Genomic DNA, 22,882 nt, shown 5'->3' on the forward strand with positions numbered 1-22,882 from the left:
ATATTTACGAAATTATACTCCCATCTCGCATCATAATGGTCCTGTCAGACCTGGATGCAAGATGCTGATCGTGGGTGACTATTACAAAAGTCTGGTGAAATCTGTCTCTCAATGAAATAAACAAAGACATAAGTTCTTCCTGATTCTTTGAATCAAGATTGCCAGATGGCTCATCAGCAAATATCACAAGTGGATTATTAATCAGAGCACGTGCGACAGCTACCCTTTGCTTTTCTCCCCCACTCAATTCGGAAGGCTTATGCTCAAGTCTGTCACTCAGGCTCAGAAAACCAAGCAATTCTTTAGCCTTCTTTATGGCATCTACCTTGTTGACACCACCTATAAGCGCTGGAAGCATGCAGTTTTCCAAAGCAGTAAATTCAGGGAGCAACTGATGGAACTGAAAAACAAATCCAATGTTCTTATTTCTGAAACGAGCCAGGGCACTCTCCGACATTTTGTGAATCGGATTGCCTTTAATCAGGATTTCTCCGCTATCAGGTCTGTCCAGGGAACCAAGTATCTGCAAAAGCGTAGTCTTGCCAGCTCCTGATGCACCAAGGATGCTGACTATCTCTCCCTCGCCGATAGTAACATCTATATCCTTAAGCACCCTCAAATCCCCAAAGGATTTATTTATCTTGACTCCTTCTACCATCAATCCTGTATTATGTAGTTTTCTGTCCGGATCCTTACAACCAATTTTCTCAGTGTTTGTGGCAACCCTTTAATACAGGGACTAACTCCCACCACAATTAAATAGCTGCAACCTCTATGATTTTCCGGAGTTATCATCATTTCCGGCAGCTCCTTCAATTTCATTCTTAATATCTTCAGCTGCCTTGCGAAACTCCCGTATACCTTTTCCTAGTCCCCTTGCGAGCTCAGGAATCCTCTTGGAGCCAAACAACAGAAGGGCCACAAGAATCACTATAAAAAGCTCACCCATCGACAGTCCAAAGAGAAATACTGGCATATCTTATGATTTTATACCACTGTTGTCCGATAAAAACTTTTTAGAAAAAGTACGCGGGCAAATTTGAGTTTTGCCCGTCGTACTAATAATTGTAGCTTTGTATTCATCACAAAACAAGTCTACAATGAACAAAAGTACTTATTTTTTTGGACAATCGGTATTCGGACAGCTCATATCTATGGTAGATACAAGGATTATCGCCCGAAACAGCAAACGGTACAAGGCCGATCATTACGTGAAACGTTTCACGGCTAAGGATCACCTTATAAGCATGTTGTTTTGCGTCTTCGCCAAATGCTCCTCCCTGCGCGAGGTGGCGGGTGCAATGCTCGGTCTTTCAGGCAAGACCAGGCATTTCCAGCTCGGCCACATACCCTACCGGAGCACCTTGTCGGACGCCAACAAGCGCAGGAGCGTTGATTTCTTCTCGGGCGTGTACCACGACCTGCTTCGCGAGTACCAACACGTGATCTCGGACACCCGCTTTAAAGATGTGTTGAACAAGCAGGTCGAGATCTTCGACAGCACGGTTATCAGTTTGTTCCAGGACATCTTGAAGTGCGTCGGCAGAACACCCTCGAACGGTAAACGCAAAGGGGGGATCAAGGTGCACACCGTTATCAATGTCGACGAGCCCGTTCCCAAGATGATATGGTTCTCATCCGCTGCCACGAACGATCACCTGCTGTTGAGGAAACTGGAACCGGATGACAACACTATTTACGTCTTCGACAAGGGATACAACGATTATAAAGCCTTCAAGCTGTTTTGTGAAAAGGGAGCCGGATTCGTTACCCGCATCAAGGAGAACGCCGTTTACAAGGTGGAGCAAGAACTTTACATCGATGAATGCATCCACAGCGGCGTGCTGGAAGACACTATCATCGAGGTGACCGTGAAGGAAGATGATGGCGGGAGCAAGCTGAAGTTGCGCAAGGTGGTGTTCTACGACAGGGTGTTGAAAAGGAAGTTCGAGTTCCTCACCAACCTGTTCGAGATGCGGCCCGACATGATAGCGGCCTTGTATAAAACAAGATGGCAAATAGAGCTGTTATTCAAGCAGTTAAAATCAAACTTCCCCCTGAAGTACTTCCTCGGGGATAACGAGAACGCGATAAAAATACAGGTATATTGCGCTTTGATCGTGAACCTCTTGCTCACGGTTATACAGAAGCGGTTGAAACGGCCTTGGGCATTCTCCAACCTGGTGTCATTTTGCAGGATACACCTGTTTAATTACCTGCACTTGATAAAATTTTTAGAAAACCCGGAACGAGATTGGCAACGAGATGACCAGGATTTAGAGATGCTTACCCTTTTCAGGGGGGCTTACTTTTGAAAATAGAAAAATTATAAAAAGAAACGACTGATAATAAGCCGGTTAAAAGTAACGAAGAATCAAAATCGGTTTTTATCGGACGGCAATGATTTTATACAAAGATAATATATTTAGCCTGAAAACAATCCGAGGGCATTTCCAGCAGGAAATGCCCTCGGTCTCTTATCTGTAGAAATATTATTAACCTACCAGCTTGGTAGATACCTTGCTTATTTCAACATCACCACCGGCTTTTCTGCGAAGTAGCAGGTATGATATTGGTGATGCGATACAAAGAGTTGAATAAACACCGACTACAACACCGATGGTCATTGCAAATACGAATCCGCGAATTGTTTCACTACCAAAGATGAAGATTACAATAAGCACAACCATTGTGGACAGTGTAGTGTTGACTGTACGTCCGATGGTCGAGTTCATAGCTGTATTAAACACCTCGGATATCTTCCTCTTTGGATATAGCTCACGGTATTCACGGATACGGTCATAAACTACAACGTTATCGTTGATAGAGTAACCGATTACTGTAAGGATTGCTGCTATAAATGATTGATCCATCTCCATTGCAAATGGCATCACTGAGTAAAACAATGAGAACACACCAAATATTAACAATGTATCGTGAATCAAACCTACGACAGCACCAAGACTCAACTCCCAGTTGCGGAAACGGAACATTATATAGAGGAACATTCCAAGCATAGACAGAGCCACAGCCCAACCAGCCTTAGAACGCATATCAGTAGCAACAGTGGGACCAATCTTTTGTGAGCTCATCAGATACTTGTCAGAGAACTCATCACTTGCTGTACCCTCAGGCAGGAAGGGTTTAATACCCGCATACAAAGCTTCCTCAACAGCTTTGTCTCCACTCTCCTCAGTATCAAGAACCATGTAGTTGGTTGCAATTCTGATCTGATTAGCACTTCCGTATGTCTTTACTTCTACATTGGCACCAGCAAATGCATCTGCCATGCTCTCATAAATCTTAGAAGCATCAACTTCCTGTTCAAAACGGACAACATAAGTACGACCTCCAGTAAAGTCTATACCTTGCTTTAATCCACGTGTTGCAAGTGAACCAACACACACAAGAAGAACAATAGCTGACAATGCAAAATAGATCTTCCTGTTTTGTATGAAGTTGATATTAACCTTAGTAAATAGGTTCCTTGTCAGTCCGGTAGCAAATTCAACATTAAAGCTTTCCTTCTTCATCAACCATTCATAGATTAAACGGGTGATATATACAGCAGAAAAGAATGATGTTGCAATACCAATCATCAAAGTTGTAGCAAAACCTTTGATAGGTCCTGTACCGAAAATAAACAGTATCAAACCAGTAAGAAAGGTTGTAAGGTTGGAGTCTAAGATCGCTGAGAAAGCATTCTTATAACCATCATGAATTGAGGCTTTCAGAGCCTTACCACTCCTTAGTTCCTCCCGTATCCGTTCATAAATCAATACATTCGCGTCGACAGCCATACCCAGGGTCAGCACGATACCAGCGATACCCGGCATGGTAAGCACTGCATTGAACGAGGCAAGTACCCCCATCAGCAGGAATACGTTACCCATTAGGGCTACGTCAACGATAGCTCCGGCCTTGAAACCGTAGTAAAATATCATATAAAGCAGTACACCTACAAAAGCCCAGATAAATGAAACCAAGCCTGATTGAACGGCTTCCTTACCAAGAGAGGGACCAACCACATTGTCCTCGATAATCCTTGCAGGTGCAGGCATCTTACCTGAGTTAAGGATTGTCGCAAGGTCCTTTGCTTCTTCAGGAGTAAAGTTACCTGTTATAGAACTTTGACCACCACGAATCTCAGTCTGCACTGTCGGGTAGCTGTATACAAAACCATCAAGAACGATTGCAATTGACTTGCCGATATTTGCCTTGGTAAGCCTTGCCCATGTCTTGGCACCTTCAGCATTCATCGACATTTCAATTTCGTAGCTACCTCTCTGGCTTACCCTTTCCTTTGCAGTGGTAATAGCATCTCCTTCGAGTGGAGGACGACCGTCATGACCAGTGGCTCTGATAGCTATAAGGTGATAGTAACTTTCTCGGGTATTTTCCACACCATAATATTGGGCCAGTTCGTTTGCCGGAATAGCTTTTACTCCCCACATCAGCTTAAGGTCTCGTGGAAGTACAGACTTAACCTGATCACTGGCAAGCCATTCATCAATCTTATCCCTATTGCGACCAGATGCAATACCAACAACCGGACCAGTAGCCATGCCAGTGGGTCTCAGAAGTGAGAACAAAGATGTAACTCCCTCTTCAGCAGCAATATCAGTGCTGTCACTTTCCAGTTCACTAAGCAAAGCTAACTCTTCTTCAACTGTCTGATCTGCAACTGCCTCTTCTTCAGCAACAGTTGTATCTTTAATGGTACCTGTTTGTACAGCCTTGTTGTATTCGATACGGGCAATTACATTATCAGCTTGAATCAGATACTCAAATATTTCCTGATTATCATATGTTTCCCAGAACTCAAGACTTGCAGAACCTTTCAGAAGGTTACGTACACGTTCTGGCTCAGTAACCCCCGGAAGTTCTACCAACACCTGACCATCTTTTTGAAGTCTTTGGATATTAGGCTGAACTACACCGAAACGGTCAATACGTGTACGGATGATATTGAAGGCATTATCAATTGCACTATTAGCTTCAGAACGAATTACTTTCAGTACTTCATCATTGTTTGAGCTATAAGTCAAACCTTTATCCCTAAGTTCAGCTGAATTAAAGATTGCAGCAAGACTTCCATTTGGAGCAACTTCGGTAAATGCTTCTCCAAAGAGAGTAACAAAATCCTTTGTAGAATTCTTCTCTTTTTCTTCTGCCAAGGCAAGAGCCTTTATAAAGTTCTCATCCTGACTGTAGTTGGATAGCGCACGAAGCACGTCAGCTACCTTAACCTCAAGTGTTAGGTTCATACCACCCTTAAGGTCAAGACCAAAGTTGATCTCACGCTCCTTACAATCAAGGTATGAATATTTCCTCAACCCAAAGAAGTTGTAAACCGGCTCATGAAGAATTGAATCCAGATATTGATGTTCATATCTGAGAATATCCTCAGGCGTAGCTGCCGGACCTGCAACTGCAAGCGCATGCTTGGTCGCATCACTTTCAACCTTGCGAGTGAAATAAGTAAATGTTAACTGGTATAAACACACTAATGCCAGCAAAATGGCAAATAGCCTGATCGCTCCTTTGTTTTGCATCTGATTATTAATTTATCTTATCAAGAACTTTTTCACGACTTTTAAGAATCGCGCAAATATATGATTTTTTCTCTAACTAATTTTCAAGTTCTAAGAATATAATTCCCGTTTAAGCTCCCTGTTTCCTGTTACATAACCGGCCAATGCAGATAATGCAAGCATGAACATCGCCGGTAAGGCAATGTTCCAGAAACTTACCTGAATTGATTTCAAATAAGAGTCAAGCCATAGATGCAATAGAAAATCAGACACAGGAATTGCTAGCACAATTCCTATGCTAAGATATAGTGCAAAACTGCGCAATCCATATACAAGCAGCAAGTTGAAAGGAGCAGCCATCACCTTCCTGATAAATAAATTTTTCCTAAAAAACTGTACCTCAAAAGAGGCCATACTTATCAGACTGAAAACTGTAAGTAGCAGAGCGATTATCGCAAACATCGTCACCATCTGGGCAAACCTCACATCGTCCCTGTAGAAATCCTCTTTGATGCTTTTAAGTGTAACAATATTGACAGGGACATCTGCAACTACCCTTTCCCACAATTCGATAACAGAGTCTATGGCCTTCTGCCCATAAGGCTCATTAAATCTGAGCACAAGCTGATTAGCTTCAGTCATACCCTCATCCCTGATAAAGATCATTGGCCTGTCGACAGACTTTAATCCAATGTGAGAGATGTCATGTACTACTCCAACCACATCATAGGTCGGAGCTTCTCCTGAATCCATGCCTCCAAGCAATTCCAGCCTAAGACTGTCGCCCTTCATGTAACCCAGAAAACGGGCAGCCGCCTCATTAATTACTACCTCATTTGAAGCCCTCTCGTCAGGATAACGACCGGAAAGCAGAGTTGTACCCAACGCTTCAAAGTATGATAGTCCTATGTAATTATCTGAAAGCAATAGAACCCTGCTGCTGTCTCCTGCTACCCTGAAGGAAATCAACCCGGGATCAGCCCCGGGTAGGTTTCTGACTGCACCTACTGCAGCAATCTTATCCAGCATTCTGAGGCTGTCAGCAACCTGAATCAACTTGCTGGAATCAGTACTTACTGCTTCCAGAATCACTGCATTCTGGTCTTCAAAACCATGATATGATGACCTTAGAAAATCCACCTGCTTCTGCATTCCAAAGCTCAACACCATCAGGCACAAAGTAAGGGAAACCTGAAGGGAAACCAATAATCCACGAAGCACCACTCCCCAACGCTTCATCTTCATTGAACCATGTATTGCAACTTCGGGCTTTAGTCCGCTGAAAAACACTGCAGGATATACCCCGGCTGAAATACCAAGTATCATGGTTAGCACAAGAATCCATATTGTGTCACTCTGTCTGATGAAACCGGCAGAACTCATTTTTACTCCAAATATCGAATTGAAGAGTGGAAGCAACTGCTCAACAAGTACCAGGGCAACAAACAGCGCAATGAAGGAATAAATCAAAGCCTCTGTCATAAACTGATTGACAATGTACCTCTTGCCTGCTCCGAAATACTTCCTTACAGCCACCTCCTTATAACGATTCGAGGCTCTTGCCATCGTAAGGTTGATAAAATTGACAGCCGTCATCAAAAGGACAAAGAGTAGGATAGCGGCAAAGCTCTTTATGTATATAGGATTAACCCTGGGCTTTATTTCATCCTCCAATTCTGAAAACAGGTGAATCTCATGAACTGGTTGAAATCCAACATGCAGGCTCACCCTCCCCAAGGCTTCCCTATCTGCTATACCCGACGCAGCTATACTAGAGTCTAACTTAGCCTGAGCATCCGCAATAATATCTCCTAATAGCTCTTCACCATAGTCAGGTGATAATTTCACATAAGTGTAAGAATTTAAATGAAGCCAGTTATCCAGAATTGCAGATTGAGGCAAATCCCTGCGACCACGAAGGAAGCTTACAAGATTTGAAAGATTACCTATAAAATCGAATCTCAGATGAGTTGTCTCAGCAAGATCCTCAACTATTCCTGCTACAACAAACTCAACACCAATATCATTCTTTAGCCTCTCACCAATTGGATCACGATCGCCAAACAATCTCTCCGCACAAGACTCAGTTATTACTACTGCATCAGGGGCTGAAAAGGCATTCATATCGCCAGCAACAAACTTCAGATCAAAGACTTTGAAGAAGCTGGAATCAGCATAACAAAAACCTGATTCCATAGACCTGATACCATCACCTATAATAAGCCTTCTGGAACCAGGGAGTATCCTGGTGTAACTTTCTAAACCTTCCCTTCCATCAAGGATTGTATTAAATACAAACGGAGTGATGGCACTATTGACTTTGTCATCACCAAATTCACCATAGGAGTAGGCGCGGTAAATTCTTTCAGAGCCAGACCATTGTCTGTCAAAACTAATCTCAAAATACACATACATCAATACCAGGAGACTTATAGCAATTCCAAGTGATAGAGCACTAAGAGTCAGAATTGAGTAGGTCCTGTTGATTAGTGCATTCTTTACAAAGGCACGTATAAAGTTGTATATGCGCATATCAGAGCATTAAACCGGTCGGTTGGAAATCATCTGTGCACTTTCGGTTACAACGTGACCGTCGTGCAATTGTATTATTCGCTGGGCTTTCTGGGCATCCTGGACGGAGTTTGTAAAGATTACGACTGTAATTCCCCTCTCGCATATCTCAGAAAACAGATCCATAATAACACTTCCGTCAGTGGAATTCAGATCTCCCGTAGGTTCATCAGCCAAAACCAATAAAGGCTTAAACACTGAAGCTCTTGCAAGGGAAGTGGTTTGCTGCTCCAAACCGGTCAGCTGTTGAGGATAGTAATTGCGGATATGGCCAAGCTTGAACTGAAGCAAGGCCTCTTCGACCATTAATGATCTCTGTTTTCTGGACAGGTTGAGATATAGCAGTGGCAACTCAATATTCTCTCTGACTGTCATCTCATCGATAAGATTGAATTCCCTGAACACATAACCAATCTTTCCCCTTCTCAGATTCAGACGATCCTTTTCACTAAGCGAACCAAGTTCGATGTCATTAAAATACACCTCTCCTGAATCTGGTCGGTCCATCAATCCCATAATATTAAACAATGCAGATTTCCCACTGCCGGAGGGGCCTGCAATAGCAACAAATTCACCATCCCCTATATCAATGTTTACATTGATTAAGGCCGGGGTCTCTACCAACTTATTGCGGTAACTTTTAACTAAATTCCTTGTATGAATCATAATGCTAACAGTTCATAACCGTACACCATCCGTTCATTTTCGCACACCTACTGACCTTATTGTGTAACCCACATCAAAAATCTAAACCTTCACCAACACGGCCATCAGACACATATCCAACACCTTACACAATTAGCATCCACTTTCTTATTACGGAATAAAATAACGGTTCGATTTATGTGATAATCAAAGTCACAAACCATGCCATCAGGAAATTATAATGTACGAAACCGTACTATAAAAATGTAAACTTGCACATTTTTTAGTAGATTTGGAATCACTGTTGTCCGATAAAAACTTTTTAGAAAAAGTACGCGGGCAAATTTGAGTTTTGCCCGTCGTACTAATAATTGTAGCTTTGTATTCATCACAAAACAAGTCTACAATGAACAAAAGTACTTATTTTTTTGGACAATCGGTATTCGGACAGCTCATATCTATGGTAGATACAAGGATTATCGCCCGAAACAGCAAACGGTACAAGGCCGATCATTACGTGAAACGTTTCACGGCTAAGGATCACCTTATAAGCATGTTGTTTTGCGTCTTCGCCAAATGCTCCTCCCTGCGCGAGGTGGCGGGTGCAATGCTCGGTCTTTCAGGCAAGACCAGGCATTTCCAGCTCGGCCACATACCCTACCGGAGCACCTTGTCGGACGCCAACAAGCGCAGGAGCGTTGATTTCTTCTCGGGCGTGTACCACGACCTGCTTCGCGAGTACCAACACGTGATCTCGGACACCCGCTTTAAAGATGTGTTGAACAAGCAGGTCGAGATCTTCGACAGCACGGTTATCAGTTTGTTCCAGGACATCTTGAAGTGCGTCGGCAGAACACCCTCGAACGGTAAACGCAAAGGGGGGATCAAGGTGCACACCGTTATCAATGTCGACGAGCCCGTTCCCAAGATGATATGGTTCTCATCCGCTGCCACGAACGATCACCTGCTGTTGAGGAAACTGGAACCGGATGACAACACTATTTACGTCTTCGACAAGGGATACAACGATTATAAAGCCTTCAAGCTGTTTTGTGAAAAGGGAGCCGGATTCGTTACCCGCATCAAGGAGAACGCCGTTTACAAGGTGGAGCAAGAACTTTACATCGATGAATGCATCCACAGCGGCGTGCTGGAAGACACTATCATCGAGGTGACCGTGAAGGAAGATGATGGCGGGAGCAAGCTGAAGTTGCGCAAGGTGGTGTTCTACGACAGGGTGTTGAAAAGGAAGTTCGAGTTCCTCACCAACCTGTTCGAGATGCGGCCCGACATGATAGCGGCCTTGTATAAAACAAGATGGCAAATAGAGCTGTTATTCAAGCAGTTAAAATCAAACTTCCCCCTGAAGTACTTCCTCGGGGATAACGAGAACGCGATAAAAATACAGGTATATTGCGCTTTGATCGTGAACCTCTTGCTCACGGTTATACAGAAGCGGTTGAAACGGCCTTGGGCATTCTCCAACCTGGTGTCATTTTGCAGGATACACCTGTTTAATTACCTGCACTTGATAAAATTTTTAGAAAACCCGGAACGAGATTGGCAACGAGATGACCAGGATTTAGAGATGCTTACCCTTTTCAGGGGGGCTTACTTTTGAAAATAGAAAAATTATAAAAAGAAACGACTGATAATAAGCCGGTTAAAAGTAACGAAGAATCAAAATCGGTTTTTATCGGACGGCAATGATTTGGAATATATAAAAACAGGAGATAGCTATTATGGCGGAAAAAGTTGGAAAAATCCTGGCAGTCGATGATAATGCCGACATATTATTTGCTCTTAAGATGCTGCTGAAGCCTCACGTTGAGCTAATACAGACCGAGACAGATCCGGAGCGTATCCCACAGCACCTATCCGAAGAGGACTTTGATGTGATACTTCTTGATATGAACTTCAACAAGGATGCGATTAGCGGAAAGGAAGGATTTCACTGGCTGGAAAGAATACTCGAGATTGACCCGGGAGCAGTAGTGCTTTTCATCACTGCATATGGAGACGTTGAGAAATCCGTCAAAGCCATAAAAGCAGGTGCAACCGACTTCATTATAAAACCATGGCAGAATGAAAAGCTGCTTGCTACAATCTGGTCTGCCATGCGCCTTAAGCAGTCAAAAAAGGAACTGAGTCACCTTCGTGAGCGCCAGAAAGAAATAAATACAATAATGGATCAGCCTTTTGCTGACTTTATTGGAGTAAGCCCAGGCATGCAAAAGGTATTCAGGACCATCCAGAAAGTGGCCCCAACAGATGCAAATGTGCTGATTCTTGGGGAAAACGGCACCGGTAAGGAACTGGTTGCCCGTGCCCTTCACAGAGCATCCACAAGAAATGATGAGACCTTTATAAGTGTGGATTTGGGAGCAATTAGTGAAACTCTGTTTGAGAGTGAGCTATTCGGACATGTCAAAGGTGCCTTTACTGATGCAAAGGCTGACAGACCGGGACGCTTTGAACTTGCTTCAGGTGGTACTATTTTCCTCGATGAGATAGGTAACCTGTCTTTACCTCTACAGTCCAAACTACTTACTGTTCTTGAACGTCGTGAGGTAACACGCGTTGGTGCCAACAAACCAATTCCAATAAACATTCGCCTTATCAGTGCGACAAATATGGGAATCAAGCAAATGGCTGCAGAAGGAACCTTCCGTCAGGACTTACTGTACAGGATAAATACTGTGGAAATAGAACTGCCTGCACTGCGTGACCGCCCTGAGGATATCCCAGTCCTTGCTGAACATTTCATAAGAATCTATTCTAAAAAGTATAACCGCCAAATCAACAAACCCAGTCCTTCTGTTATACGCAAGCTTACCCAATATCCTTGGCCCGGTAATGTAAGGGAGTTCCAGCACGTAATTGAACGTACTATCATAATGAGCGAAGGACCAAGTCTATCAGAAGATGACTTCCACCTGAGCTCCCATGCTAAAGTGAGTGAAGGCTTGGAACTTGACACATACAATCTTGATGATGTTGAAAAGAAGGTGATAGAAAAAGTGCTGAAACAACACAAGGGTAACGTTTCCAAAGCAGCCTCAGAACTGGGGCTGACCAGAACCTCCCTTTACAGAAGACTTGAAAAGTATGGGCTTTAGTAGATTTAGAAGTGAACTTATAATCAGGATATTGCTCCTTACCGGAACTATATTCGTATTTGTTTATCTGGTCAATAAGACACAGCTGACTTTCACAACTATAGCAGTTTTACTTTTTGCAGTTGTTCAGATTATGCTGTTGATTAGACACGTTGACAAGACAAATCAGCTTCTCAACAGCTTCCTCCAATCTATCAGATATTCTGACTTCACACGTACTTTTCAGGTGGAAAGCACCGACTCTTCGCTCAACAAGCTTAAAACTACCCTCAATGAGGTGATTCGCGACTTTCAGTCAGTAAGGGCAGAAAAGGAGGAGAGTTATCATTACCTGCAAACCATTATCCAACACATCGGAATAGCTCTGATTGCTTACCAACGTGACGGATCTGTAGAGCTTATCAACAATGCCACAAAGAGGCTTTTTCAGGTAAGAAATCTTCCTAATATACAGGTATTAAGCAGCTATAGTCATGAACTGGTTCAAAAGCTTCTTACAATCAAGCATGGGGAAAATGCACTGGTAAAGGTCAGGGACAAAGATGACCTGCTGCAACTATCTATATACGGTACTGAATTTAAGATCCACAACCGCAACATAATGCTGGTGTCTATCAAGAACATCCAGCACGAGCTTGACGACAAGGAAATGGAGTCCTGGCAGAAACTTATCCGCGTTTTGACCCATGAGATTATGAACTCCATCACTCCTATCTCATCCCTTTCATCTACAGTCAATGGTCTGATCAACGACATTATTGAAAGGGCTGGAGCCAATGAACAAAACGTAGAAATAACTGAAGAGCTTCAGGAAATAAGTTCGGCTCTCAGTACTATCCAGAAACGCACTGAAGGTTTGATCCAGTTTGTAAACACTTACCGTAACCTGACCCGAATACCTACACCAAACTTCACAATATTCCAGGTTTCAAGGTTGCTTAACAACATATACGAACTACACCGGGCCGAACTTGAAGCTCTCAACATCGAATGCACTCTGATTGTCGAGCCTCCAACACTTGAATTATCGGCTGATGAAATGCTTATCGAACAGGTATTAATCAACCTTATTAAGAATTCAATGCACGCATTGGAGCATCGCACCAATGCACGTATTCAACTGCGCGCCTTCCTCAATAGAAGAGGGAAGATTACAATTCAGGTAGTAGATAACGGACCGGGAATTCTTCCTGAAGTTTTAGATAAAATATTTATCCCTTTCTTTTCTACAAAGCCTCTAGGCTCTGGCATCGGCCTTAGCCTCTCAAGACAAATAATGAGGCTTCACGGAGGAAGCCTCAATGCATTTTCGGAACCGGAGAAGGAAACAATTATTACTCTGACTTTTTAGAGTCCAGTCCAGCCTGTTCTGCAGCCTCAAGAGCGTATAACCGGTTGAACATCACTGCCAGGTGAGCATAGAGTGATGTGTTTTGCACAACAACATTCTCGGGTGCCGAAATACGAACCGGGGTAAAATTCCAAATTGCCTTGATTCCGTTAGATACCATCATATTGGCTACTTCCTGCGCACTTGCCGCAGGTGTAGTCAATATGCCAATCTTTATTCCATGATCTTTCTTCTTGAGAAACTCATCGATATGCTCGATTGAAACACCTCCAATAGAGTGTCCTATCACCAGGGGATTGACATCAAAGGCACCAACAATATCAAGTCCATACTGATCCAAACCATGGTCGTGCAAAAGTGCAGTACCTAAGCTTCCAGCACCAAATAAAAAAGCATGATCCATCTCCTTGAAGCCAAGGAAATCTTCCAAAGCCTCAATCAATGGTTCGACCTCATATCCTACCCTGGTCTTTCCGCTTATACCCGTATATGATAGATCCTTTGTGACCTGAGTCGGATCCACTCCGTTATCACGGGCTATCATGGTGGATGACACGTACTGATTGCCTTTGTTGCGCGCAAGCTTCAGATAAGCCAGGTAACAAGGCATACGTCTCAGTGCCGGCTCGGGTACCAAAGTACTCTTCTTCCTAATATTTCCTTCAGCCATATTGTGGTTGATTTAAAACGTCTTATACGCAAAAATAGAAAGATTTTTGATTAAAGAAACAATTCTCTAATAACTATTAAGGACAAAAAAAATAGACCGCTTATGGCAGTCTATTGAGGTGGGCGCTAACGGATTCGAACCGCTGACCCTCTGGGTGTAAACCAGATGCTCTGAACCAGCTGAGCTAAGCGCCCTAAATATTTCCTTAATCAAAAACCGGTGGGCGCTAACGGATTCGAACCGCTGACCCTCTGGGTGTAAACCAGATGCTCTGAACCAGCTGAGCTAAGCGCCCGGACTTCTTTTCTCAAAAAGCGATGCAAATATAGAAGAGATTTAAAAAACGACCAAATAATTCCGATACTTTAAACGACCTCTGCCACAACAAAAGTGCTTCCTCCTATGAAAATCAAATCATTATCCCCACACTTTATTTTTGCAGCTTCTACTGCACTTTTCACATCGGGATAGATATCCCCTTTCAAGCCATACTTACCTGCAATATCCCGCAACTCCACGGGATCAAGACTTCTGGGAATTGATGCCCTGGTGAAATAGTACACCCCATCCTTAGGTAGCAGCTGGAGCACCTTACTGACATCCTTGTCGCTAACCATGCCGATAACAAGGTGCTTCTTAACGGCAGGAATCTGTGCGAGCTGCTCAGCGACCTTCCTTATTCCATCTTCATTATGCCCAGTATCACAAATAATCAGTGGCTTTTCAGACAATACCTGCCAGCGACCGTGTAGTCCTGTATTTGTTATTACACGCTCAATACCCCTGCACAAAGCTTCAGCACTAATTCCGGAACCTGTCTTTCTCAGGCTTTCTATTGCAGCTACAACAGTTGCAATATTCTCCAGCTGATATATTCCTGGTAAGGGAACTCTCAGGTCTTTGTATGTCAATTTGTCTTCCACATATATATCGACTGTCTGAAATGCATGGCTGTATGCAGTTCTTTCAACTTTTACACAATCAACTGCCCAGCAAATGGGTGAACCATTCTGCCCGGCCTTTGTCAAGAAAACCTCATCATACTCCTCATGCCTTCTCCCAATTACGGCAGGTACTCCGGGCTTAATAATACCGGCTTTCTCTGATGCTATCTTAGCCAAGGTGTCTCCCAGAATAGCGACATGATCCAACCCGATATTGGTTATTACACTCAGTTCGGGTGTAATAATATTTGTTGAATCCAGTCTGCCGCCAAGCCCAACTTCCACAACAGCAAAATCAATGTTCTGCACCGCAAAATAATTAAAGGCCATGGCAACCGTCATCTCAAAAAATGAGGGTTGGACTGTTTCAATTATATCCCTGCTCTTTTCAACAAAGTCTACAACATCCTCCTCCCTTATCATCTCTCCGTTGACCTTTATCCGCTCTCTGAAATCAATCAGGTGTGGCGATGTATACAGGCCTGTGCGATAACCTGCCTCCTGGAGAATGGAGGCAAGCATATGAGATACGGATCCTTTGCCATTGGTCCCTGCAATATGGATGCTACGAAACTTTCGATGTGGATGACCGAAATACTCATCCATACGAAGTGTATTGTCAAGGTTGTCCTTATATGCCGATGCCCCGCTACGCTGGTACATCGGAAGTTGTGAAAACAAATAGTCGATTGCTTCCTGATAATTCATGGAATCACCAAAATAGAATAAATTAAGATGGCAAAAGTGAGAATTTTGACTGATTATTGAATAACTTTAATGGAAAATAAATCTTACTCTATGACTGCCAAAAAGAAAGGTGTCGCCAAGATTTTTGTTCTCGACACAAATGTACTGCTTCACGACCACAACTGTCTCTACAATTTTCAGGACAATGATGTCATTATCCCCATCGTGGTTCTCGAAGAACTGGATAAATTCAAAAAGGGAAGTGACCAGATAAACTACCAGGCCCGGGAATTTGTCCGCATAATGGACAAGCTGGCAGGGGAGAAACTCTTTACAGATGGAGTCCCCCTTGGTCCGGACAAGGGCCGGCTTTTCATAGCAACCGGAAAACCTTATCCCAAGGTAATGGAAGAATCATTCGCAGAAGACACCCCCGATCACAGGATACTTGCTATTACTATCCACGTTACAGAAATATTCAAAGACCGTACTGTAGTTCTAATCTCCAAGGACATCAACCTCAGAATGAAGGCCAAGTCACTCGGCCTCAAGGCCGAGGACTATGAAACCGACAAGGTCAAAGATATTGAAGTCCTGCACAAGGGGGTTGAGAATGTCGAGAACTTTGATCCTGCGATTATCAAAAGGATTTATGACCATGGAAGCATCCCCAGGAACGATTTTCCAATGGATAAGAAACAATGCCCTTCCAACCAGTATTTTGTACTCAAGAACGGAGCAACAAGCGTACTTGTCTGGAGCGATCCTTTCAACAATGTGATACGGCGCATTGAGAAGGAAAATGCCTTTGGCATCGAACCGCGCAATGCCGAGCAGACATTCTCTCTGCATGCTCTTTTGAATCCGGATATCAAACTGGTTTCCCTTTCAGGAAAGGCCGGTACGGGTAAGACCCTCCTTGCACTGGCAGCAGCTCTTAAGCAGCACAATATGTACAAGCAAATACTGCTTGCAAGACCTATTGTTCCCTTGTCAAACCGTGATCTTGGCTTCTTGCCTGGCGATGTTAAAGAAAAGGTAGGGCCCTATATGCTGCCCCTTTTTGATAACCTTGCGGTTATCAAAAACAAGTTCAACCAGCAAAGTAAGGAATACCAACTTATAGAGGATAAACTTAAACGAGAGGAACTTATCATTACTCCTTTGGCATTTATCCGCGGTCGAAGTCTTTCAGATGTGTATTTTATTGTTGACGAAGCACAGAACCTCACCCCGCACGAGGTCAAGACCATCATCACCCGTGCAGGTGAGAACACCAAGATAGTGTTTACCGGCGATATTCATCAGATTGACACTCCATATCTGGATATGCAATCCAACGGTCTGGCATACCTGACTGATAAGATGAATGGACAGGATGTATTTGCCCACGTCAACCTGGTAAAGGGAGAAAGAAGCTACCTGGCAGAACTGGCTTCCAACCTGCTGTAGGGTAACAGGCACCTGGAAAACGGATATCTTCACGCTCCAGGTCAGACCTTGCAAAGGCAATTCTTAGGTGCGTGCCGTAAAAATTCTAAACCGGACACATAAAATAAGGAAGTACCGGGGTGCCCTTCTAAACGGGTACCCCTCTTTTTATTATCTTTGTGTTTTAAACCACACATAGAGATGGAGATAGACTACAAAGATATTTGCCTTAAGGTTACCGGACTAGCTCAGAATGCCGGCAGGGCACTGAAGACCGCCCGTGCCAAAGAGGCCCCTCAGAAAGAATCCAAAGGCAGGAATGACTTCGTTACCAGGTTTGATAAACAGACTGAAGAAAGACTGATCAGGGAACTTTCGGAGCTACTCCCCCAATCAGGTTTTGTGGCTGAGGAAAACAGTTCGGATAAAAGGGGAGTTACCTACAACTGGATCATCGACCCTATAGACGGAACGACAAACTTTATCCACGGACTATTCCCATATGCCATAAGTATTGCATTGCAGGAAAATGATGAGATTGTTGTCGGAGTGGTTTATGAAGCCGGACTTGACGAGTGTTTTTATGCATGGAAAGATGGTGGAGCCTACCTAAACGGACAAAGGATTAGGGTATCAGAAGCTGCAACTGTGGCCGACAGTCTGATTGCAACCGGTTTCCCCTATACCAACTTCTCACAGATGAATGAGTTTATCGAATCGCTCAACTACTTTATGAAAAACAGTCACGGCATGAGGCGCCTGGGTTCAGCAGCTGCAGACCTTGTGTATGTAGCCTGCGGTAGGGTGGATGCCTTCTACGAATATGACCTCAAACCCTGGGATGTAGCAGCAGGTGCATTTATAGTACAGGAAGCCGGTGGCAGGGTTTCCGATTTTGCTGGAGGAAACAATTACCTTTATGGAAGGCAGATCATAGCCACCAACGCTCTGGTTTATGATGAAATGTATTCAGTTGTTAGCAGCTTCCTTAAATGACAGATAAGAAAGAAAAGAAATCAATAGGCTTTCAGATTGGCTACCCCTTACTATGGCTGGCCGGGCACCTGCCTCTGTGGGTACTATATCGCTTGTCAGACTTTCTGTTTGTGATAATGCTTATTGTCGGTTACAGGCGAAAGGTCGTAACCCGCAATCTGCGTAACTCCTTCCCCGATAAGACCTCTGCACAGATACGCAGGATCAGGATACGCTTTTACCGCCATTTCTGCGACCTTCTGGTGGAAACTATCTCCCTGATTGGAATTGATATCAGACAGATTCAAAACAGAGTGAAAGTGGTCAATCCTGAACTTATGGAAGAACTGCTTAATGAGGGCAACAACGTAATTGCAGTTCTCGGCCACTATTGCAACTGGGAATGGACACCTGTAGTCAGCATGGATTACAAGAATACAGTCTCAATGTCGGTATACCGCCCACTTAAAAACAAGGAGTTTGACAAACTGATGCTCAATATGCGCAGCCGGTTTGGCTCTATCAACCTGCCCCTGAATTCGGTAAGTCGTGAGATAGTAAAACTGAGGCAACAGAGCCGCCAGTTTGTTATTGGACTAATATCCGACCAGAGTCCGTCAAAGTTCGAGCTAAACTACTGGACGACTTTCCTTAATCAGAATACTGCAATAATACTTGGTCCTGAAAAAATGGCCAGGCTAAGCAAATCAAAGGTTGTATACTGGCACATTGTCAAGACAGGCCGGGGCAGGTATCAGATGACCTACATCCCCTACCCTGGTGATGTAGCAACTTCAACTGAGTATGAAATAACCGAATGGCATGTAAGGTTGCTGGAAGGGCAGATAATGGACGCACCGGAATTCTGGCTATGGTCACACAAGAGGTGGAAATACTCTCACCTATACAAACCTTCTGGCTTATGACTCTGGATGTGGTGATACTCAACTGGAATGGCAGGAAACTGCTTGAAATACTGCTACCCAGGGTCGCGGAACGCTCAGCTGTTAAGGGCGTTACCCTTGTCCTGGCAGATAATGGTTCTGATGATGATTCAGTGGAATGGGTTAAAACCAATATGCCAGATGTCAAGATTATCGAATTAGGGCAAAACTATGGTTTTGCCGACGGTTACAACAGGGCTCTGGCCCTATTGGAAAGCGACTATTGTTTGCTACTTAATTCTGATGTGGAGCCTGCAGAAAACTGGCTACCACCACTTATCCGGGTTATGGATGAGAATTCTGAAGTAGCAGCGGTTACACCCAAAATAAAGGATTACAATAACAAACAGTATTTTGAATATGCAGGTGCTGCCGGTGGATATATAGACAAACTGGGCTATACATTTTGCAGGGGCAGAATCTTTGACAATGTAGAGGAAGACAGAGGGCAGTACGATACTCCCAGCAAGGTATTCTGGGGTAGTGGTGCAGCTCTCCTGGTACGTCGTAAATTATTCCTTGACAGTGGCGGATTTGACAGCCATTTCATTGCTCATATGGAAGAGGTTGACTGGTGTTGGAGAATTAAAAACAGAGGCTATGAAATCCTTTATGAACCATCCTCAGAGGTATATCATATGGGAGGAGGCAGCCTTAACTATGGGAATCCCAGGAAAACATACCTGAATTTCCGTAATAACCTGTTTCTTATACTCAAAAATCAATATGGGACCAAAGCATGGTTGATTATCGCTGCCCGCTTTGTACTTGATTTTGTAGCATTGCTCAACTTCTTCTTTAAAGGTGAAGGGCTACATGCAGCAGCAATATCCAAAGCTCATAGAAATTTCCTAAAAGATGCCGGCAGATATAAAGCCATCCGCAAACAGCTGATGAGATCTGTGAAAGCCAGGCAACATCCGGAACAATACAGGGGATCTGTTGTACTTGACTACTTTCTGAAAGGTAAAAAGGAATTCAAAATGCTAAGGTTTAAGCCTGATCCAAAGTAACGAATCCAATTGCATGGTTTACCAAAGCCCAAATACAAGACTAAAACACCCCAGGAAGGCGGGTAAATTATTGCTCTATAAAGGACCTATTACTTGTAGAATAATTCAACTATAGGTACTGCATTGCCAGTTCCAGACAATTGGATCTGCTTCCCTTCAGTAAAATAAGCTTGTTTTCTGGTGCGTTTTTCTTAAGATGCCCGAGTAGGGACTCGGTTGAACTAAAATGAATCCACTGGTGTGGGATGGGCCCCAAGGCCTCAAACTCTGAACCAACAAGGTAGCATTCACCACTAAATTCATTCCGCAGTCTGTCAACAAGGACCTGATGTTCGCTTCTACTCTCAGCTCCAAGTTCCTTCATACCGCCAAGAATAATCAGCTTTCCTTCACCCTTCATTGCAAGAAAATTATCAAGGGCTACCTTCATACTTGAAGGATTGGCGTTATAGGCATCAAGGACGACCCTGTTGCGATTGGTCTCAACCATCTGAGAGCGATGATTGGCAGGCATATATGCTTCCAGTGCCCTATTGATATTTTCAGGACTGATACCAAAAAACAGTCCTATAGTAATAGCAGCCAAAGCATTCTCAAGATTATAGATACCGGTCAGTTTGGTTCTAACCTTGTAACTTACCTCATCTCTCTGCCATGTAAAACTCAGAAAAGGATCAGCCACTGCATCTGCGGCAATAACATCAGCATCCTTACCATAGCCAAGAGCCACAGGGCAGGAACCTATAACCGAGCCCAGAACCTTATTATCCCTGTTAAGAAAGGCCTTACCTCCATTGGCTGCCAGGAAATCATAAAGCTCAGCCTTTGCTTTCTTAACACCCTCAAAAGACCCAAAACCTTCAAGGTGAGCCTTCCCGATATTGGTAATCAATCCATAATCGGGTCTTGCCAGTTCACTCAGAAACTTAATCTCACCAGGGTGATTGGCTCCCATCTCAAGAACCAGCAAGTCTGTATCCTCCGGCATTGCCAGGATGGTTAACGGTACACCAATATGATTATTCAGATTTCCCTGAGTATACCACACCTTCATACCTGTGCTCAGAACCGCAGCAATCAGTTCCTTTGTTGTAGTCTTACCATTACTACCGGTAATTGCAACTATCTTTATCCCGGTCCTCTCCCTATGCATTGAAGCCAGTTTCTGCAAAGCTTCAAGTACATCCGGCACAAAATAAGTTCCATCAGTACCATTAAGCTCAGGTCGGTCTGTTACCGCCAAGGAACAACCTGCAGTCAGAGCTGCTGAGACAAAATCATTACCGTCAAAATTTGCTCCTTTCAGAGCAAAATATATAGCACCGGGTTCAACCTTGCGACTGTCTGTAATAACCCTTCTGTATCTCAGGTAGTATTGATAAAGCTGGTCCATCTAGCTGGTATTATGGTACTGGCAAAAATGCAAAAAAGCCGGCTAAAACCGGCTTTTTTTGCTTTATGTTTTATAAGTGCTATTTCTTCTTTGAAGACATTGGGCTACCCACACGTGTCATAGCACAGCGGAATCCAAGGTCATCGCGAGATTCACGTTCGTCAAGGTAACGGCGTGTACCTGGGCTTAACCAGTAAGCTCTGTCTCTCCAACCACCACCTTTGTACACACGTGCACGATCAGAAATCATGCTACCAAGGTTTCCTCCACTATCGTACATTGTAGTAGTATTTGATTCAGTACTGCTTGTCCAGTCACCACCAATTGCAATGTTGGATATTGGGTCACCATCTTTGTAGTTGCGGTTGTCGCCTGCACGATAATTCTTCCTGTCAAGGATATCCTCTGCAGTCTCTTCACGGTAGCGGATACGTCCGTATTCATCCTTTTCAACAACCATACCTTCGCTGTCAAGTACCTTTTGTTGGAATACATTGCCTCTGTATGGGCTGAATTCTTCAACATCTGCAAATGACAATGGACGATATACATCAGCTACCCATTCGTTAACATTTCCTGCCATACAATAGAGACCATAGTCATTTGGCCAGTATGATTTAACAGGAACTGTAATATCACCACCATCATTCAGCGAACCGGCCATACCCATGTAGTCACCTGCTCCACGAATAAAGTTGGCCATCATCTCACCACGATATTTCTTGCTTGGATTGCGAACAATGTGACCATCCCATGGATAAATCCTGCGATTGGTAAGTCTTTCCTCATATGAATTACCTATCAGACCCATTGCAGCATATTCCCATTCTGCTTCGGTTGGGAGGCGATAACGGGGAAGAAGAATACCGTCATCAGGTCTAACCCTGCGATTATCTCCTGTAAACAGATCCTTTTGCGGTCTGCGGCCATCAGTAGTTTCATATTGTCCAAGCAGGTATGCCTCAGTATTGAAGTTGTTTTCGTCCTGCTGACCTTCAAGGTTTAGTTCAATAATTCCTTCCCTAACAAGAATAAGCTCGTTAACACGATCGGTACGCCATGCGCAATAGTTATTAGCCTGAATCCAGTTTACACCTACGACAGGATAGTCACTAAATGCAGGGTGACGCAAGTAGTTTTCTACATATGGCTCATTGTAAGCCATAGGACGACGCCATACCAAAGTATCTGGAAGAGCGTTGCGGTATACTTCAGGGTAACTAACAAACACCCTGTTTATCCAGTGCAGATACTCACGGTAGTGTGCATTGGATACCTCTGTTTCATCCATATAAAACGAAGGTACTGTGACTCGACGTGGAATGTTATTCCATTCCTTCATTACATCTTCGTCAACCTGTCCCATGATAAAGGTACCACCTTCAATGAAGACCAGACCTGGGCCGGTTTCCTGCTCGTGCTCTGCCTGGTACTCAAAACCACCAAACTTTGCATCATTATACTTCCATCCGGTGGTCGAAGAAACGTTGGTCTTTTTACCACCACCGCATGATCCCAGCATCAAAGCGGTTGCTAAACTTACAAATAATAAACTGGATCTGAATCTCATAGCTTATTTGTTGAATTCTTATTTTTCTGTTACAA

17 protein-coding genes and 2 tRNA genes are annotated in these 22,882 nt (G+C 43.7%); 8 read left to right on the plus strand and 11 right to left on the minus strand.

Features of this window, described 5'->3' with window-relative positions; genetic code table 11:
• Positions 1-4 precede the first annotated feature (4 nt).
• Entirely contained in the window at positions 5-658 is a 654-nt protein-coding gene (locus M9189_RS11310) for an ABC transporter ATP-binding protein (RefSeq protein ID WP_250723324.1), read from the minus strand.
• A gap of 114 nt (positions 659-772) precedes the next feature.
• On the minus strand, positions 773-976 hold the full coding sequence (locus M9189_RS11315; RefSeq protein WP_250723326.1) for a Sec-independent protein translocase subunit TatA/TatB: 204 nt from the start codon (positions 974-976) through the stop codon (positions 773-775).
• 124 nt (positions 977-1,100) lie between these two features.
• Between M9189_RS11315 and M9189_RS11320 the strand changes: the two genes are divergently transcribed.
• Positions 1,101-2,315, plus strand: coding sequence for an IS4 family transposase (locus M9189_RS11320; RefSeq protein ID WP_250723328.1), 1,215 nt, complete (start codon positions 1,101-1,103; stop codon positions 2,313-2,315).
• Between the two features lie 180 nt (positions 2,316-2,495).
• On the opposite strand, the gene secDF is transcribed toward M9189_RS11320, so the two are convergent.
• The 3 genes from secDF to M9189_RS11335 form a co-directional block, all read right to left on the minus strand.
• Entirely contained in the window at positions 2,496-5,555 is a 3,060-nt protein-coding gene (gene secDF, locus M9189_RS11325) for a protein translocase subunit SecDF (protein ID WP_250723330.1), read from the minus strand.
• A 90-nt stretch (positions 5,556-5,645) separates the two neighbouring features.
• Positions 5,646-8,066, minus strand: coding sequence for an ABC transporter permease (locus M9189_RS11330; protein ID WP_250723332.1), 2,421 nt, complete (start codon positions 8,064-8,066; stop codon positions 5,646-5,648).
• Between the two features lie 9 nt (positions 8,067-8,075).
• Positions 8,076-8,771, minus strand: coding sequence for an ABC transporter ATP-binding protein (locus M9189_RS11335; RefSeq protein WP_250723333.1), 696 nt, complete (start codon positions 8,769-8,771; stop codon positions 8,076-8,078).
• A gap of 385 nt (positions 8,772-9,156) precedes the next feature.
• Here M9189_RS11335 and M9189_RS11340 point away from each other — a divergent pair, with 385 nt between their 5' ends.
• From M9189_RS11340 to M9189_RS11350, 3 genes are all read left to right on the plus strand, one after another.
• Positions 9,157-10,371, plus strand: coding sequence for an IS4 family transposase (locus tag M9189_RS11340; RefSeq protein WP_250723328.1), 1,215 nt, complete (start codon positions 9,157-9,159; stop codon positions 10,369-10,371).
• Positions 10,372-10,492: 121 nt separating this feature from the next.
• A complete protein-coding gene (locus M9189_RS11345; protein ID WP_250723334.1) occupies positions 10,493-11,869 on the plus strand; it encodes a sigma-54-dependent transcriptional regulator in 1,377 nt (458 codons plus the stop codon).
• On the plus strand, positions 11,859-13,220 hold the full coding sequence (locus M9189_RS11350; protein WP_250723336.1) for a sensor histidine kinase: 1,362 nt from the start codon (positions 11,859-11,861) through the stop codon (positions 13,218-13,220). The genes M9189_RS11345 and M9189_RS11350 overlap by 11 nt, the downstream gene beginning before the upstream one ends.
• Here the strand turns inward: M9189_RS11350 and M9189_RS11355 are convergent.
• The 4 genes from M9189_RS11355 to M9189_RS11370 form a co-directional block, all read right to left on the minus strand.
• Positions 13,204-13,890, minus strand: coding sequence for a redox-sensing transcriptional repressor Rex (locus tag M9189_RS11355; RefSeq protein ID WP_250723338.1), 687 nt, complete (start codon positions 13,888-13,890; stop codon positions 13,204-13,206). The genes M9189_RS11350 and M9189_RS11355 overlap by 17 nt on opposite strands.
• Positions 13,891-14,009: 119 nt before the next feature.
• A tRNA-Val gene (locus M9189_RS11360) sits at positions 14,010-14,084 on the minus strand.
• Positions 14,085-14,110: 26 nt separating this feature from the next.
• A tRNA-Val gene (locus M9189_RS11365) sits at positions 14,111-14,185 on the minus strand.
• 70 nt (positions 14,186-14,255) lie between these two features.
• Positions 14,256-15,542 carry a bifunctional folylpolyglutamate synthase/dihydrofolate synthase gene (locus M9189_RS11370; protein WP_250723339.1) on the minus strand — a complete coding sequence of 429 codons (1,287 nt, stop codon included), beginning with the start codon at positions 15,540-15,542 and terminating at the stop codon, positions 14,256-14,258.
• Positions 15,543-15,632: 90 nt separating this feature from the next.
• Between M9189_RS11370 and M9189_RS11375 the strand changes: the two genes are divergently transcribed.
• The 4 genes from M9189_RS11375 to M9189_RS11390 all read left to right on the plus strand — a co-directional run bounded on the left by M9189_RS11375 (position 15,633) and on the right by M9189_RS11390 (position 19,884).
• Entirely contained in the window at positions 15,633-16,973 is a 1,341-nt protein-coding gene (locus M9189_RS11375; RefSeq protein ID WP_250723341.1) for a PhoH family protein, read from the plus strand.
• Between the two features lie 180 nt (positions 16,974-17,153).
• Positions 17,154-17,948 carry an inositol monophosphatase family protein gene (locus M9189_RS11380; RefSeq protein WP_250723343.1) on the plus strand — a complete coding sequence of 265 codons (795 nt, stop codon included), beginning with the start codon at positions 17,154-17,156 and terminating at the stop codon, positions 17,946-17,948.
• Positions 17,945-18,853, plus strand: coding sequence for a lysophospholipid acyltransferase family protein (locus M9189_RS11385; protein ID WP_250723345.1), 909 nt, complete (start codon positions 17,945-17,947; stop codon positions 18,851-18,853). The genes M9189_RS11380 and M9189_RS11385 overlap by 4 nt, the downstream gene beginning before the upstream one ends.
• Positions 18,745-19,884, plus strand: a complete 1,140-nt coding sequence (locus tag M9189_RS11390) for a glycosyltransferase family 2 protein (RefSeq protein WP_250723347.1) — start codon at positions 18,745-18,747, stop codon at positions 19,882-19,884. Before M9189_RS11385 ends, M9189_RS11390 begins: the two co-directional genes overlap by 109 nt.
• Before the next feature lie 109 nt (positions 19,885-19,993).
• Here M9189_RS11390 and M9189_RS11395 read toward each other — a convergent pair whose 3' ends face one another.
• Together M9189_RS11395 and M9189_RS11400 are read right to left on the minus strand one after the other, a co-directional pair.
• Positions 19,994-21,277 carry a UDP-N-acetylmuramoyl-tripeptide--D-alanyl-D-alanine ligase gene (locus M9189_RS11395; protein WP_250723348.1) on the minus strand — a complete coding sequence of 428 codons (1,284 nt, stop codon included), beginning with the start codon at positions 21,275-21,277 and terminating at the stop codon, positions 19,994-19,996.
• A 79-nt stretch (positions 21,278-21,356) separates the two neighbouring features.
• Complete coding sequence (locus M9189_RS11400) at positions 21,357-22,847, minus strand: SUMF1/EgtB/PvdO family nonheme iron enzyme (RefSeq protein ID WP_250723356.1); 1,491 nt, start codon at positions 22,845-22,847, stop codon at positions 21,357-21,359.
• Positions 22,848-22,882 lie beyond the last annotated feature (35 nt).

This window comes from Xiashengella succiniciproducens (assembly GCF_023674465.1).
Classification (GTDB): Bacteria; Bacteroidota; Bacteroidia; order Bacteroidales; family Marinilabiliaceae; genus Geofilum; species Geofilum succiniciproducens.

Coding starts and splice junctions, on each gene's coding strand:
- M9189_RS11320 (WP_250723328.1), top strand. CDS start 1,101: ATGAACAAAAGTACTTATTTTTTTGGACAATCGGTATTCGGACAGCTC.
- M9189_RS11310 (WP_250723324.1), bottom strand. CDS start 658: ATGGTAGAAGGAGTCAAGATAAATAAATCCTTTGGGGATTTGAGGGTG.
- M9189_RS11345 (WP_250723334.1), top strand. CDS start 10,493: ATGGCGGAAAAAGTTGGAAAAATCCTGGCAGTCGATGATAATGCCGAC.
- M9189_RS11355 (WP_250723338.1), bottom strand. CDS start 13,890: ATGGCTGAAGGAAATATTAGGAAGAAGAGTACTTTGGTACCCGAGCCG.
- secDF (WP_250723330.1), bottom strand. CDS start 5,555: ATGCAAAACAAAGGAGCGATCAGGCTATTTGCCATTTTGCTGGCATTA.
- M9189_RS11400 (WP_250723356.1), bottom strand. CDS start 22,847: ATGAGATTCAGATCCAGTTTATTATTTGTAAGTTTAGCAACCGCTTTG.
- M9189_RS11385 (WP_250723345.1), top strand. CDS start 17,945: ATGACAGATAAGAAAGAAAAGAAATCAATAGGCTTTCAGATTGGCTAC.
- M9189_RS11350 (WP_250723336.1), top strand. CDS start 11,859: ATGGGCTTTAGTAGATTTAGAAGTGAACTTATAATCAGGATATTGCTC.
- M9189_RS11380 (WP_250723343.1), top strand. CDS start 17,154: ATGGAGATAGACTACAAAGATATTTGCCTTAAGGTTACCGGACTAGCT.
- M9189_RS11370 (WP_250723339.1), bottom strand. CDS start 15,542: ATGAATTATCAGGAAGCAATCGACTATTTGTTTTCACAACTTCCGATG.
- M9189_RS11395 (WP_250723348.1), bottom strand. CDS start 21,277: ATGGACCAGCTTTATCAATACTACCTGAGATACAGAAGGGTTATTACA.
- M9189_RS11335 (WP_250723333.1), bottom strand. CDS start 8,771: ATGATTCATACAAGGAATTTAGTTAAAAGTTACCGCAATAAGTTGGTA.
- M9189_RS11330 (WP_250723332.1), bottom strand. CDS start 8,066: ATGCGCATATACAACTTTATACGTGCCTTTGTAAAGAATGCACTAATC.
- M9189_RS11340 (WP_250723328.1), top strand. CDS start 9,157: ATGAACAAAAGTACTTATTTTTTTGGACAATCGGTATTCGGACAGCTC.
- M9189_RS11315 (WP_250723326.1), bottom strand. CDS start 976: ATGCCAGTATTTCTCTTTGGACTGTCGATGGGTGAGCTTTTTATAGTG.
- M9189_RS11375 (WP_250723341.1), top strand. CDS start 15,633: ATGACTGCCAAAAAGAAAGGTGTCGCCAAGATTTTTGTTCTCGACACA.
- M9189_RS11390 (WP_250723347.1), top strand. CDS start 18,745: ATGGCATGTAAGGTTGCTGGAAGGGCAGATAATGGACGCACCGGAATT.